24 protein-coding genes and 1 tRNA gene are annotated in these 13,662 nt (G+C 47.4%); all 25 read left to right on the top strand.

Features of this window, described 5'->3' with window-relative positions; genetic code table 11:
- The first annotated feature begins 102 nt into the window (after window positions 1-102).
- The 25 genes from MHH28_RS07845 to MHH28_RS07725 all read left to right on the top strand — a co-directional run bounded on the left by MHH28_RS07845 (window position 103) and on the right by MHH28_RS07725 (window position 13,655).
- On the top strand, window positions 103-630 hold the full coding sequence (locus tag MHH28_RS07845; RefSeq protein ID WP_405113673.1) for an HNH endonuclease: 528 nt from the start codon (window positions 103-105) through the stop codon (window positions 628-630).
- Between the two features lie 235 nt (window positions 631-865).
- The gene (locus MHH28_RS07840; protein WP_405113671.1) at window positions 866-1,141 is read left to right on the top strand and encodes a hypothetical protein; all 276 of its coding nucleotides are present in this window, start codon (window positions 866-868) and stop codon (window positions 1,139-1,141) included.
- 3 nt (window positions 1,142-1,144) lie between these two features.
- Window positions 1,145-1,618: a hypothetical protein gene (locus MHH28_RS07835; protein WP_405113669.1), complete on the top strand. Its 474-nt coding sequence runs from the start codon at window positions 1,145-1,147 to the stop codon at window positions 1,616-1,618.
- Entirely contained in the window at window positions 1,615-1,848 is a 234-nt protein-coding gene (locus MHH28_RS07830; RefSeq protein ID WP_405113667.1) for a hypothetical protein, read from the top strand. Before MHH28_RS07835 ends, MHH28_RS07830 begins: the two co-directional genes overlap by 4 nt.
- Complete coding sequence (locus MHH28_RS07825) at window positions 1,845-2,201, top strand: hypothetical protein (protein ID WP_405113665.1); 357 nt, start codon at window positions 1,845-1,847, stop codon at window positions 2,199-2,201. The genes MHH28_RS07830 and MHH28_RS07825 overlap by 4 nt, the downstream gene beginning before the upstream one ends.
- Entirely contained in the window at window positions 2,198-2,626 is a 429-nt protein-coding gene (locus MHH28_RS07820; protein WP_405113663.1) for a hypothetical protein, read from the top strand. The genes MHH28_RS07825 and MHH28_RS07820 overlap by 4 nt, the downstream gene beginning before the upstream one ends.
- Window positions 2,607-2,942: a hypothetical protein gene (locus MHH28_RS07815; protein ID WP_042136376.1), complete on the top strand. Its 336-nt coding sequence runs from the start codon at window positions 2,607-2,609 to the stop codon at window positions 2,940-2,942. The genes MHH28_RS07820 and MHH28_RS07815 overlap by 20 nt, the downstream gene beginning before the upstream one ends.
- Before the next feature lie 80 nt (window positions 2,943-3,022).
- Entirely contained in the window at window positions 3,023-3,241 is a 219-nt protein-coding gene (locus tag MHH28_RS07810) for a hypothetical protein (RefSeq protein ID WP_405113661.1), read from the top strand.
- Window positions 3,238-3,552: a hypothetical protein gene (locus MHH28_RS07805; RefSeq protein WP_405113659.1), complete on the top strand. Its 315-nt coding sequence runs from the start codon at window positions 3,238-3,240 to the stop codon at window positions 3,550-3,552. Before MHH28_RS07810 ends, MHH28_RS07805 begins: the two co-directional genes overlap by 4 nt.
- Window positions 3,549-3,740: a hypothetical protein gene (locus MHH28_RS07800; RefSeq protein WP_405113657.1), complete on the top strand. Its 192-nt coding sequence runs from the start codon at window positions 3,549-3,551 to the stop codon at window positions 3,738-3,740. The genes MHH28_RS07805 and MHH28_RS07800 overlap by 4 nt, the downstream gene beginning before the upstream one ends.
- 249 nt (window positions 3,741-3,989) lie before the next feature.
- Window positions 3,990-4,373 carry a YopX family protein gene (locus MHH28_RS07795; RefSeq protein ID WP_405113655.1) on the top strand — a complete coding sequence of 128 codons (384 nt, stop codon included), beginning with the start codon at window positions 3,990-3,992 and terminating at the stop codon, window positions 4,371-4,373.
- A 15-nt stretch (window positions 4,374-4,388) separates the two neighbouring features.
- Window positions 4,389-4,655, top strand: a complete 267-nt coding sequence (locus tag MHH28_RS07790; protein WP_405113653.1) for a hypothetical protein — start codon at window positions 4,389-4,391, stop codon at window positions 4,653-4,655.
- A gap of 255 nt (window positions 4,656-4,910) precedes the next feature.
- Window positions 4,911-5,246, top strand: coding sequence for a hypothetical protein (locus MHH28_RS07785; RefSeq protein WP_405113651.1), 336 nt, complete (start codon window positions 4,911-4,913; stop codon window positions 5,244-5,246).
- 222 nt (window positions 5,247-5,468) lie between these two features.
- On the top strand, window positions 5,469-5,873 hold the full coding sequence (locus MHH28_RS07780; protein ID WP_405113649.1) for a RusA family crossover junction endodeoxyribonuclease: 405 nt from the start codon (window positions 5,469-5,471) through the stop codon (window positions 5,871-5,873).
- The gene (locus MHH28_RS07775) at window positions 5,870-6,046 is read left to right on the top strand and encodes a hypothetical protein (RefSeq protein WP_405113647.1); all 177 of its coding nucleotides are present in this window, start codon (window positions 5,870-5,872) and stop codon (window positions 6,044-6,046) included. Before MHH28_RS07780 ends, MHH28_RS07775 begins: the two co-directional genes overlap by 4 nt.
- Window positions 6,047-6,143: 97 nt before the next feature.
- Window positions 6,144-7,013: a hypothetical protein gene (locus tag MHH28_RS07770; RefSeq protein WP_405113645.1), complete on the top strand. Its 870-nt coding sequence runs from the start codon at window positions 6,144-6,146 to the stop codon at window positions 7,011-7,013.
- Between the two features lie 347 nt (window positions 7,014-7,360).
- Window positions 7,361-7,774, top strand: a complete 414-nt coding sequence (locus MHH28_RS07765; protein WP_405113644.1) for a hypothetical protein — start codon at window positions 7,361-7,363, stop codon at window positions 7,772-7,774.
- A gap of 123 nt (window positions 7,775-7,897) precedes the next feature.
- Window positions 7,898-7,968 (top strand) — tRNA-Trp (locus MHH28_RS07760).
- Between the two features lie 315 nt (window positions 7,969-8,283).
- Window positions 8,284-8,553, top strand: a complete 270-nt coding sequence (locus MHH28_RS07755) for a hypothetical protein (protein ID WP_405113641.1) — start codon at window positions 8,284-8,286, stop codon at window positions 8,551-8,553.
- 67 nt (window positions 8,554-8,620) lie between these two features.
- Window positions 8,621-8,785 (top strand): hypothetical protein, encoded by a 165-nt coding sequence (locus tag MHH28_RS07750; RefSeq protein ID WP_405113639.1) that lies wholly within the window; start codon window positions 8,621-8,623, stop codon window positions 8,783-8,785.
- Window positions 8,786-8,797: 12 nt separating this feature from the next.
- Window positions 8,798-9,217: a transposase gene (locus tag MHH28_RS07745; protein WP_405113637.1), complete on the top strand. Its 420-nt coding sequence runs from the start codon at window positions 8,798-8,800 to the stop codon at window positions 9,215-9,217.
- Window positions 9,214-10,533 carry a PBSX family phage terminase large subunit gene (locus MHH28_RS07740; RefSeq protein ID WP_405113635.1) on the top strand — a complete coding sequence of 440 codons (1,320 nt, stop codon included), beginning with the start codon at window positions 9,214-9,216 and terminating at the stop codon, window positions 10,531-10,533. The genes MHH28_RS07745 and MHH28_RS07740 overlap by 4 nt, the downstream gene beginning before the upstream one ends.
- Before the next feature lie 356 nt (window positions 10,534-10,889).
- The gene (locus tag MHH28_RS07735) at window positions 10,890-11,144 is read left to right on the top strand and encodes a hypothetical protein (protein WP_405113633.1); all 255 of its coding nucleotides are present in this window, start codon (window positions 10,890-10,892) and stop codon (window positions 11,142-11,144) included.
- 36 nt (window positions 11,145-11,180) lie between these two features.
- Window positions 11,181-13,133: a hypothetical protein gene (locus MHH28_RS07730; RefSeq protein WP_405113631.1), complete on the top strand. Its 1,953-nt coding sequence runs from the start codon at window positions 11,181-11,183 to the stop codon at window positions 13,131-13,133.
- Window positions 13,134-13,379: 246 nt separating this feature from the next.
- Entirely contained in the window at window positions 13,380-13,655 is a 276-nt protein-coding gene (locus tag MHH28_RS07725) for a hypothetical protein (protein WP_405113629.1), read from the top strand.
- The last annotated feature ends 7 nt before the right edge of the window (window positions 13,656-13,662 follow it).

The raw sequence follows: 13,662 nt of genomic DNA, 5'->3' as shown, positions 1-13,662 counted from the left end.
GACGTTATAACCGAAAGGTCAGGCACAAAGTTAGGGTCAACCATAATCAGCGCTCTACGGGGCTTACAAGAGCCATAGGGAATAAGAAAAGGAGGGGCAACATTGAAAAATAAATATGAAATACATGGGGAAGAGACAATAATTTTTATAAGAAAACAAGATGGGAGTATGATCCATTTTTTGATAGACACAGAAGATTTTGATTTAGTCAACAGATTTACGAACACTTGGGGACAATTATCTAGGTATATAGGCATAAGGTTCTCAAATAGCAGTAGAAAAAGAGAATATATATATTTGCATAGAATTATCACAAATGCACCAAAAGACAAGGTTGTGGATCACATAAATCATAATACTTTTGACAATCGTCGCTGCAATCTTAGGGTTGTATCAATATCTGAAAATTCACAAAACAGAAGCGGAGCGACTTCAATCAGTAAAAGCGGCGTTCGTGGAGTTGTTTGGAGTGTAAGAGACGAAATTTGGAAAGCTCAATATCGTAAATGCGGAAAACAACATTATGTAGGGTCATTTAAAACAAAAGCAGAAGCTGAATCTGCAGTAATTAAAGCGAGAACCGAAGTTTTTCCATATTCAAATGGTGATACAGAGAAGGTGAGAGGGTGAAGGGAATGGAACAAGAGGATATTTGTTGCACATGCGAAAAAGATAAGCCGTGGGGATGTAATACTTCGATAAGAGACAAGGACGTTGTTAAAGGTATTGGCGTGATTGGTTGTAAGCAATATGCGAAAGACGAGAAAAAGGAGAGATACTACGGGGTTAGGCATTTGCCGAAGGTCATCGAGTCAGACCGAATCACCCAGCGCCAGCGGCAGCCGGATAGGGTTGGGGGGTTCCTATGAATAAACTAACAGGGATCAAACAAGCGTACAGCGAAATCAAAAACTCTCGGCAGGAGTACGTATTAACCGGAGAATATGAGGACCACGTCGGCTACCTCCTATCTCTCCTAGAAGAAAAGGACAAAGCCCTAACGTACATTCAGGAACGTGCAGAGTTTGAACTAGACATAGAAAATACGAACACATACAACTTATCAAACGGGCTGACAATGATCAGACAGAAAGCGTATGAAGCCATCAATACATCCTCTAACAACGAAAGAGAGGTATAACGTATGACGCTATCTGAAGAAATGGAAGAAATGGGAATGACAATATCTATGATGGGAGCCGAACTTTTAGCAACAAAGAAAGAATTAAAAGGGGCGCTGGCTGCTCTAGAAGAGACCCAACAACAACTTGATGAAATGACGGTAAATGCCGTGGGATGGAAAGAGCAATATATCGCTGAGTGGGCCAAAAGATCAATGCTTGAACGAGATATTAAAGAGTTTAAATGTCAACTTATCGGAAAAACCGAAGAGGTAGAGGCAGCCTATGATGGAATTGATAAACTTCGCGGAGAATATGACAAATTAGATCGTGGGGCAGCAGAAGATTATCAAAAGCTTGTTGAGGCACAACAGACCATAGCCCGGCAACGGGAGGCGCTAGAAGAGATTGCGGAATACGGCGGAACAGACATGCTCGGAATTACATGTGCCAAGCGAGCGCAGACGGCCCTTGGGGAAGGAGCTAAGGAATCATGAGCAAAGAGAAGCCAATCGTAATAACTGTTTTGGTCAAGGACGGTGGATATGAAACTATAGGCATCCTGCCAAGTATGCTCGGTCCATTGGCTGAAGCAATACGCAGCAAGGGCTCTGAAACGGCCCACTTGGCCAGCAAATCCATAGAAGTTGAGGGCATCCTCATAACGGGCAAAGGGATCGGTGAGCGTGTCATCATGCTTGGAATGGGAGGAGTTAAGCAGCCATGACACAGCTACACCCATATACAGGACTCTCCGGCTTCCTTGCCCCGGATGGCGTATTCCATTCTTGCGAGTATCAAGAACACCATCATTTGGCAGCCGAACTGGTAAAGAAGTACGATTTGCAATTTTTTGACGGAGACAGCAACAAGGTTCCAAACTTCATTAAATTTGGCTGCTTCCCGTGGGTAGACAAGGCAGGGGATTCAGGCTGTCACGCATTCGGACATGACGAACCTACACCAGAACAGGCGGCGTGGCTGCTGGCTAATATTGATCGGATGACAGACATCCAGCGGCGGCAAATACTTCGTGATTTGGTATTCTGGGAGATTGATATTTCGGGGGTGCGGGCATGACACAGGTACAGACAATGACCAACCCGGAGCTGAACCGGGCGCTGGCGGAGTTGATGGGGTACACGGTTCGCACATACCGTAATGGGAAGTCGGTTCTTATCGGACCAAACTTAAGAATTGTGAGTGCGAAAGAGTGCTTTCCAGCTGAGGTTTGGGAAGATGCACCTAACTACTGCACTGACCCTGCTGCCTCTCTAGAGGTACAGACAGCAGCTATAGCGGACAACAAACTCGTTTACTTGAACACACTGTTAAGCATGGTCAACCCATTTGAAGATATTGAATCCGCATATGGAGGAGAATTGAAGGTTGTAGGATATACGATTGATGGAACCAGTGCTCTGCTCACCGCCAGCCCCCGAGAGAGGGCAGAGGCGGCATATATCACGCTACAGGGGGCGCAGAATGAGCGAAATAACCGTTAACTACGTCACACAAAGATCGCACTGCACATGCTGCGAACAGAGGTTACCACAGCTTAAAACTAGCAAGGTCAAGCAGTTCACAATTAAACCAGAAGATGTGACAGATTGGGCGGAATACGAATATTGGGAGAGTTCATATGTCGGACCTGAAGAATTTGCTGAAATGGTCAGAGAATTCACGAATGAAATTATCCAATTCCACGCCGCTGATATGTTTGACCTTGTTGTCATTGAAAAAACGGAACTGGATAGAATGAATGAGTTTATTGTGCGAGAAGTTTTGCATCAGGCCGAAGGCCATCGTCCGACAGCATAAACCCAGGCGTAGCCGGGGGCCGAAACAGATCATTAAGGGAGTAGGAGTAACCCTCCTCTCCCACTAAGGGAGGAACAACGTTGAAGCTTAAATACGAATGCCCACACTGCAAAGTTAAATCGTATTCAAAGCATTGGAATGAAGCGACAAGTAAGATATTCGGCAGATATGGAGATGAGATTTGCGAGATTCAAGAAAGGGAGAACAACTCCTATCACATATGCCCTAATCCAGAATGCGGAAAAGAATCAGAAATGTTTAAAGGTGAACTAATTAAGAACGGGGAGGAAGCCCAATGACACAAACACCATCGAGGGACTGGCAAAAGGATATGGAGACAACCAAGAAAATCAGAAGTGGCGGAAATGGTAAATATGCGCCAGCTGGATGGCTCGATGCATTGGAATACTGGCTCCAAGAAGCCAAAGAGCGCGGAGAACGGGAACAACAGCTGAAAGAGGACCTAACTAAAATGTACGACCTAATGAAGGACGCACTTGGTTGCATGGTTATGCTTGAGGGAAAAGATGGCGATCATGTCCAACGCATTGTAAATGTATTTCGCGCCCTATACCCAGATACCCCAGCACCCAAGGAGGGCAGCTCATGAACCTAGTGAAATTAAAAGATGCGATTGAGACCTTGGATGAGCTCAAGGAAAGATATGATGATTTACGCTTGTTGATTGCCGACCAAGTGAGAGATAAGCAAATTACCGAAGCGAGAGATAACTTCTCAAAGTTGGAGAGCTTGGGCAAGGCAATTGAGCAAATGGAGAACTTGGATGTCCAAGTGTAGGGCTTAACTTATAAGGGGGCAGAGACATGTCTAGTGGCTGCATATTGGGAGACTGTTATATATGCGGATGGCAAGTCTATGAGGATGAGATAGCTTGGACAGGCGATCATATGCGGCACTCTACATGTAAGGGCAGCCGCACGTTGCGTCAGGAGAACGAAGCACTGCGCCGGGAGTTGGAAGAATACAAGAAGTGGAAGGAAAACGCTAATTAGGGGGCAGAGACCCCAAAGGGAGAGGATACACGATATGGGCAGAGAAATTAAGTTCCGGGTGTGGGACAGCGAAAGAAAGCAAATGTATCACCTGTCTCAGAATAGATTCAGCTTCGGACTATTTGAGGGGCACCGCGCAGTATCGTGGGAGGACGTATTTGCAGAACAACATGATGAGTTGATCCAACTTCAATACACCGGACTAAAGGACAAGAACGGCCGAGAGGTGTTCCATATGGATGTATGGCAATTCCACGGACTTAATTACACTGTGGAATGGGATGCAGAATATGCAATGTTTTATCTCAAACACCCAAGCAAGAGAGCGACAGAAGACGATAACATGCGTTTATTCGTCCTTGATCAGGGTGAAGTAATAGGTTCGATATTCGAGAATCCAGAACTACTAGAGGTATAAGGGGGAGAAGAGGATATGAGCGACTTCCATAACAGAAAGCGAGTAAAGACTCGGAAACTTCATAAGTGCGAGGGGTGTTTTGAGAAGGTGCCTGTTGGGACCGAAATAACAAAATGTTCAGGCGTGTATGAAGGAGAATTCTATAACCACTACATGTGTGATCCGTGTCTTGAATGGTTCGACAAAGAAGCAAATGAAGAATTTATTCCAGGTGAGATTGGAGAGTACCGCAAAGAGGAAGAGCGTGAATTATTGGCCGTAGGCCATCTATCGACAGAATAATCCCAGCAACGCGGGGGCCGGATAGGGTTATCTGGCTCCCCATAAAGAAAGGAACAACAAACCTATGATCAATTGGATAGAGTATGACCCAACGAATCCGCCGCAATCATCTAAAGACTACTTTGTTATCTCAAGTGGAACACATCCATGGTGTGCGTATTTAGACAGCAGAAAAGGGTGGATGGTGGGCAATGTAGGTCTGAATAATGTCACTCATTGGGCACCCATCAACCTACCAGGGGAGGAAGACAGACCATGAAACTGATAGACGCAGATAAGCTTAAGCGGCATGTGCTGGCTAATTGGGAAATGGAACGATATGCAGAAACAGGAGCATCAGAATACCGCGCTGAAGTATGGGGCGAACTTTATCAATCTCTGCAGTCCGAAATGTTTGACCCCACACCACCAGTACAGCCAGACACCGAAGAATATCGGATAAAGGTACGACATAAGACGCATCCAAGTTGGGGAATAGGTGTAGTCACTAAAATAGCCAATGGCGGCAGACGTATGATATGTGAGTTCCCTAATGCTCCTGAGTACAACGGTGGATATTTATATGCCAACAAACTGGAGGTAATTAAATGACCAGCGCTAAGAAACAGCACCGCCGTATATCCCCTATGCCGGTAGTATCCAGTTTCCCGCCGCCTAACCGCGAGACCGTACACAGCGAGGTTACCACATACGTACTGACGGAGGAGCAACTAGCCGAAGTGATAGCAAAGTACGGACCGCCTACCCGTCCATACGGCAGCTACAGCAGCATAGCCACACCGCACAAACGCCAGCAGGGAGGAGGTAACCCACGTGGTACAGTTCGAGATAAAAGTAAAGCCAATGGGAAGCGTCCGCATGACCCAAAAAGGAAAGTGGAAGGACCCGGCAGCACAAAGGTATCTGGACTATAAGAAACTGCTGGGTTACGAAGCAAGGAAGCATATCAAGTCACCGATGCAGCAGCCCATTATAGTTACAGCGGACTTTTATTACCCTTTACCGAAGGATACCAGCAAGAAGAAACGCCAACTGGCGGCAGAAGGTAAATATCGGCCGGTGGTGAAGCCGGACATCGACAATGCCGCAAAAAGTGTGATGGACTCGCTCAACAAGATAGCCTATGAAGATGATAACCAAGTGGTCGGACTTATCACGAATAAATATTATGCAGATGAAGCTCGCATTGTAATTAAAATTGAGGAGTGGATCGCATGAAGGATACATGGTTAGGCATCGGACTAGATTACATCCTTATAGACACCTGCGGGTCGATTACAGCCATTATTAAGCCAGTCCGCAACCAAGTGACGGGAGAGATACAAACAAGCCTTACAGGGGCGTATACGAGGTATAAACCGCCTGACCGAAAAGACAACAAAAGTGCATAAAATATTACGTTAAACTACGAAAAAAATAACAAAACTGTCGGGAAATATAGTATAATTATAGGTAATAAAACAATTTGGTCATAAAGGGGATTTGACAATGTCGGAATTGCAAATATTAACGGATGAAATGATCAAGGCTAACGAAGAAATTGACTTCTTTGGCACGGCGCTCCGGCCCTTCTTTGAAACGGATGTTGCGTATGCGGCTGTGCGGTCTGTGGTGATGTCGAAGATTTTCAGCCAGATGGATCTTCAGGCGGAAGTTGAGTCCAAGGCTGAGGAAGCAGCGGAGACGGCAAAAGGAGAAATCGCTGAGCTGTGCGTACAACTCGAAGAGAGAGACGTAATCATCACCGGGCTGAAGCAAGACAACTACGAGCTGAAACTGTTGGCAGAGGACAACGGCAAGAAGAGAGACACGGCATACAATGAACTGCTGGAAGCCAGACGCACAATCGATGAGCTGAATGATAAGATTTCAGCAGCCACGTTAACAGTGCCTAAGTCACGTACAAACGTTGAGGGAGATAAATCAGTAGAGTTGTTCAAACAATCGTTGCCGGCCATCTATGACGTGCAGAATCATCCAGACGACAACCGAAAGTACATTGCCAAGCTTGCCGCAACGGACGAACTGGTAGAAGGACTGTGGATCTACAAAAACGGCAAACATCGGGAGGTGTCCGCTGAACAAGCGGCTACGTTTCGAACCGAGTACCTGGACGCGCAACAACCGGCGCCTGCTGAAGAGGATCATTCATACGATATTCCCGACATCACAGCCGAAGTAGCTTACACAGCACCGGCCTTTCGTGCCGAAGAGAGCCCAACCGGTGGACTGGATCAAGACCACGCTGGTGTGGAGATGGCAGGAGAAGAAGTTACACCCGAAGCCTTCAGACAAGCGCTGGAACGCATAAGTGCGCTGGAGTTGGCGGTATTTTTGGACAAGGGAGAGGCGGCCTAACGGCTGCTTTTCTCCTTATGCAGGAGGGCAAAAGAGTTCGGCACAAATCAGGCTTAACCGGAAGGATCGTAAGTATCACAGAGTGGGTATACGTATTAATAGACGGTACATGTACGGTGATACCTTACCCTGCCGGGAGCCTGGAAGTGATTAAGGGGGATTACGAAATGGAACACAAGTGCAAAGAGAATGATACTTTAAATAGACTTGGTGAATGCCGTGTGCAAAAACAAGGTGGAGAATGGGATGTTAGCGTAGACGATGGCAGCTGCCACTTTACACCTAACTACTGTCCATTTTGCGGAACTAAGCTAGAGTAATTCATATTATCTATAGGGGGGATAACCATGAACTGGAAGGAGTCATACAACGACATATGCGCCGAGCTACAGATGATGAAGTTGAGGGAATTCGAACTTCGGAAGCAATGGGAGGCTGCCCAGAAAGCAGTGAAGGAAGGAAAACTCCCTTCAAGCATCTACTGCCATATAGATCTAGTAAAGGGACTAGAACTGTATGATAAGGCTGCTGAGAAGCTAAACGAGTGTGTGGATGAAGTCATGAGGCTGGAAGGCATCAAGCGCCAGTATGAGTCGTACATGGACCAATTCACGGGACTGGATAATGTAATATTGTCCAAACGTGCGCAAGGGTACAGCCTGAAGGAAATCGCCGCACATACGGGACATTCATACGGATATATCAGAAATAAAATGGCGCAACATGACAAAGTAGTGACAACAAGTGCAAAGGCATCGTGATATAATGCTATTATGAGGAATTGGCGACCAGTGACGCGCGGACTGCCCCTGTTGCCGATTCCCCATCTCACTTGGATGATTCACTCCTTCCCTTGGCGCTGACGAGAGTTGGCGCTACATTTTATCGAAGTCGGTTAATGGTAAACCAACGGTCTCCAAAACCGTGACTGGTGGTTCGATTCCATCCTTCGGTGTACATCAGCAACACCCATCCATAACGCGCTAATGCGCACACTTCGATGTTAGGGATGGTTTGCATATATGGCTCCCAGAACGTAACCGGGGAGAGGAAGACAAAGTGGAAACGTCCGCGCTGGCTCCGGTGTACCCAGCACTAGTGGAGAGTGATGGCATAATGCCGTTGCTCTCTTTTGCATTTGCGCGTAGCGCCATCGAGACGACCGAAATACTAAGCGAAGCGAGGCCGGATAGGGTTGAGGCATTCAGAAAGGTACTTAGCAATCACTTTTATCCTAATGTTGGTGATATTGATCGAGGTGGTGAGATAGATGGAAGAGGTATATCTGCATATTGGTAATGGTGGAGTAACCTTCAGAGCAGGAACAGACAAGGACAACATGCTGGGAATAGAGGTTACGGCTACACATTTCGGAAATACCACGCAGTACATGCACATTCACACGGATGCCGAGAGCATGCGAAAGATTGGCGAAATGCTAATCGCGGCATCTGAACAAACGCATGAAGTGTACTGCTGTGCAGCTGAAGCACAAAAAGAAACGGAAAATAGTGCATTAAGTGCAAGCGAAATGCTCTAAATAACGGTGTTATACCAAACGGATATGTAAATAAGTGCAAATTTGTGGATTAGAGGGAGGTGGAGACATGATCGGAGAAATGAAAGACCTTAATACATCAGCGAAGCATCTATTACCTGTAACCATCAATAAGCAAACTGAAGATTACATGATAGATGGCATCACGCTCACTGTAGAGCAAGCCAAGCAGATTGCACATGCCTACAGTCAGTATCAGGAATATAAAGGGTAGGAGGTGAACACAATGGCAGGAGGCAGACCAAGCAAATACTTCAGCAATGTTGAACCTAAACTCCTGCTCATTGAAGCGTGGGCAAGGGATGGATTGACGGATGAACAGATAGCTGCAAACCTTGAAGTGGCTTACTCGACATTCCGGACATATAAAGACGACTATCCGGCATTGTCGGCGGCCTTAAAAAATGGTAAGGAAGTCATTGACATCATGGTCGAGAACGCATTGCTTAAGGCAGCGCTTGGTTATCAGTACGAAGAGACGAAGGAAACGGAGGATGGATTTGAGCGATCTACAAAGGTAGCCCATCCGAATACCACGGCGTTAATCTTCTGGCTGAAGAACCGTAAGCCTCGTGAATGGAGAGATAAACAGGAACTTGAACACAGCGGAAACGTAGGCGTTAAGATCGTAGATGATATCCAATGAGATTGTCAGAGGTGATTGCTCCGTCATTCCATCCGGTTCATCTCGATGTAAAGCGCGGTAATCATACGCACTACTGGCTAAGAGGTGGACGCGGTAGTACGAAGTCCTCGTTTGTAGCAATAGAGATCATATTGGGTATCATGTCCGACCCTAATGCAAACGCAGTAGTCTTGCGTAAGGTCAAAGATACGTTGAAGGAATCGGTACTAGAGCAGCTGACCTGGGCTATTGAGGTGCTGGGTGTGGAGGACTATTGGCATGTTCCAGAGGCAAAGTTAGTCATCACTTACACGCCAACAGGCCAGGAGATACGCTTCAGAGGTGCTGACAAGCCGAAGAAGATCAAGTCCATGAAGTTCAGCCGTGGATACACAAAGTTCATTTGGTATGAAGAAGTGGATGAATTCAACGGCATGGAAGAAATCCGTATGATCAACCAATCCTTAATGCGTGGTGGGCCAAAGTTCACAGTGTTCTATTCGTACAACCCGCCAAAGAGCGCTAATAACTGGGTGAATGCAGAAGTTACCATGACCAGACCTGACCGCCTGACACATCACAGCACATACCTGACAGTTCCGATGGATTGGCTGGGTGAGACATTCATAGTAGAGGCTGAACACCTAAGAGACACAAAACCAACGGCCTATGAGCATGAGTATCTGGGCGAGGTGACCGGTACTGGTGGTGAGGTATTCGACAACGTGCAGATCCGAAAGATCAGCGATGAAGAGATATCAGACTTCCACAATATACGCCGTGGCTTAGACTTTGGGTATGCGATTGATCCGCTGGCTTATCTGGTGATGCATCATGACCGCAAGTATAAGCGTCTGTACATTTACCATGAACTGGTGAAGGTTGGTCTTAGCAATCGTGAAGCCAAGAACCATATAGCAGCCGAGAACAAGATAAACGCTCAGATATATGCAGACTCCGCAGAGCCTAAGAGCATTCATGAGTTGATCCAGTATGGACTTAGAGTGTTCCCGGTTAAGAAAGGCCCCGACTCAATAGAGTACGGCATCAAATTCCTGCAAGACTTGGAGGCGATCATCATTGACGATGAACGTTGCCCCGAGACAGCGCGGGAATTTTTGACGTATGAGCTTGAAAAGGATGCTAACGGGAACTTCAAGGCGCGGTACCCAGATAAGAACAATCACTCTATTGATGCCACGCGGTATGCATTGAATGACGAATACATGAAGCTCAGACCTGAAAAGCCGAAGACGATTAAACCGCATGGTAGTTTCTACGGCACAGAGCTTGAGGATATGGGATACAAGAAGACAGATATACGGAAGGTGAAGTAATATGCACCGAGTGAAAGTTACCTACAAGTCTGGCCGTGTTGATCATGTGGAGTCTGATGGGTACGAGGACATAGCCGAACTAATACAGGACATAAGCACTAGTCACTTCTATCTGCATACAGGCGGAGCAGTCAATGTAATGGAAGTTGAGAGTATCAAACCCGCCAGTACAGCGAAGATGGACATTAGGAGGTTGAAATAATGGACAGCTGCCCAATATGCTTCAGCCACAACATAAACAAAGCACGTAATGACTGTGGCCACTTTAAAGCGGATGGTATCAAACCAATCCGAATGTACCAGTACCGATGTGGATCATGTGGTTATGTCGGCACATATGCAAAGGATGATGATAAATGATCTATGCTGCTGTGCTGCTGGTAGGCATCATAACAGGCTATCTGATGGGCCGGGAGACACGTGGCAAGCCTGTTGAGCGCAAACCAGAGGATAACACCATACTAGTCAAACGCAGCCGTACGAGCCTCAGAAGCCCGTTGCAGACGAACAAGGTAAGCTATGAGGAATACAAGCTGAAGGACTCCGGCCTATACGATGTGGTCAGGCCAAAGGGTCGCAACAATACAGACAAGGTAGAGGTGGGCAGATAGCCTGCCTTTTTATTTTGCATCAGGAGGTGATGGGAATTGGCGGAACTATTGAACAAGGCTGCTTTCAGGATGAATGATGAAAAGTCCGAGAAGCGCCGGGATGTGCAGAGTGAGGAAGACTGCAAACTCGCAGACAAACTTCTGGACTGGTACCGCAGCTCGTACCTGGACAAGGACAACCGAGGGCTGTTCGATAAATGGGAGACCATTGATGCTTATTGGGAAGGTGATGCTAACGATCCTGAGAGCGACACGGACCCGGGCAGCAACACAAACATTATCAATCCAAATGTGGAGGGCCAAGTGGCCTATCTCATAGAGCAAAACCTTGCGGTACAGACAAGAGGGCGCGGACCTTCAGACGTTCCGTTTGCAGACATGGCACGCATCGTGCTGGAGTTCGTGAAGGATCAGAACAAGATGCGTCGCAAGCTTGATGTACATGAGCGCCGGAGGATGAAGTTCGGAACAGGGATATTCCGGGTGCTGTTTGATCCAGACCTGCTGGACGAGATGGGACTGCCAGTGATTGACCCTTGCAACCCAGCTTATGTCTTTACAGATCCCAACATCACGGACATTTACAAGGTCAATGAGGGACGATTCCTGATTGAGACCATGCCAAAATCCATATCATCCGCACGGCAGAGCCTAATATACGATGAAGACTTGGTAGACGCGATTGAACCGGGATATGAACCCATGTTCACCTCAATGCTATTTGGTGAGGATGACGGCGAGAATGATTCGCTCAGTAAGGACCATTACCTGCACATGCTGGTGTGGTTCCGGGATAAGGTGCCGGTGAAGGACAAGGATAAAGACGATAACGAGGAACCAAAAGATACGGACGAGGACAAGCCGGAGAAGAAGAAAAAGGTTAAGTACGAATGGCGCATGCGACTGGTGGAAATGTCCGGTTGCGGCGTTATTTTGCGTGACACGAAGGATGATGACGACTTTGTGATCCCGGGTAACCGGTTCCCGTACTTCTTCACACCGGACATGTACCGTGAAGGCACCACATGGGCCAAGGGTACAGCTGAGTTGCTGGTGAACACTCAGGACCTTATCAACGACATAGACGACCAGATCCGCATTAACGGCCGTCTCACAGGCAACCCCCAGCGATGGGTTAACACAAACAGTGGTGTGGATCCTGACAAGGTAACCAATGAGGGCGGTCTGGTGATCCCTACTGACCTTACAGGCGAGCAGTCTATGGGCTTCTTTGATCCGCCAAACATGCCAGCGTACATTATCCAGCGCCGTAATGATGCTATTGGCAACGAGCGACAGATACAATCTCGCTTTGGGGATCAGCAGATGGGCGTGCAGCAATCCGGGGTTGATACAGCCACAGAGTCCTTGGCTATCCAGCAAGGTGCCAATGCAGGTGTGACCCATAAGAAGATGCTGCTGGAAGAGACTCTCGGGGATATGTTCGAATACATCCTGGATCTGGTCATGGAGTACTGGACAGAGGAACAGGCTTTCAGAGTGACAGAACGCGAGGATAACTTCGAATTCTTCCGCCCAAGTGATCTGAAAGAAGTGCCTGTTATGGTTCCAGCTACGACAATGTATCAACAGATGTTCATGCAGCGCCTACAAGCCGAGGGTATGCCAGCAGAGGCCGCACCGCAATATATGCCTCTAAAGGATGAACAGGGGCAGCAAAAGCAAACCAAGCGCGCCGCATTCGATGTATCCATTACTGTAGGTTCTGGCCTGCCAAGCAATAAAGGATTCGTATACACCTTGATCCGCGAGGCATTCAGAGACGGCGTTATCCCGGCTCCGACCTATGCCAAGTTGCTGCGTGAGTATGCGGGACTGCCAATCAATGATGACGATGTACAGGCGCTCACGCCACCACAACAACCGGCAATGGATCCCATGGGCAATCCGTTGATCCAGGGACTAACCGGTCAGGGAGCGCCACAGCAGCCGGGACTCAGCGTAATGACAGGAGGTATGGGAATGTGATTACCCGCAGCGTAACGATGGACCAATACAAGATACATGCATCATCACATCCTCTGATCGGTGGGACAGGTGGCATTAAAAAGCATATTGAACACCCGGTATGCCCGTACTGTGAAAAGATTGCTCTACGCACCAAAGGGTGGGAAGTAAACCGCACAGCGCATTGTCCGGCGTGTGGATGGACTGGCCGGGCCGATAAACTGCTTAACGAATATTTGCAGGATAATCTGCACAGGAGGTGATACTATGGACCATTTGAATACAACGGATTGCTGCAATCATACATTTACCTTTGCTGACCTTCAGGGACGTGTACTGACACAGGTACAGGCGCTGGGTACAAACTTTAAACGATATGGTGGTAACGCCAAATACTTCGGCCGGACACAATGCCCGGAGTGTAAGAAGAAATACCTCATGTGGCTGATGCCGAAGTCACCGAACTACAAGGTGCTAACGATCAGCGAAGATACTACAGAGGAAAAGCTGAATAAACGAATCAAAGCAGGCGCAGCCAACTAGGTTGCGT

Origin of the sequence: Paenibacillus sp. FSL K6-1217 (assembly GCF_045040735.1) — a bacterium.
Lineage (GTDB): Bacteria > Bacillota > Bacilli > Paenibacillales > Paenibacillaceae > Paenibacillus_AQ.
The sequence above is the reverse complement of the archived record's forward strand: the minus strand, read 5'-3'. Positions and strand labels throughout refer to the sequence as shown.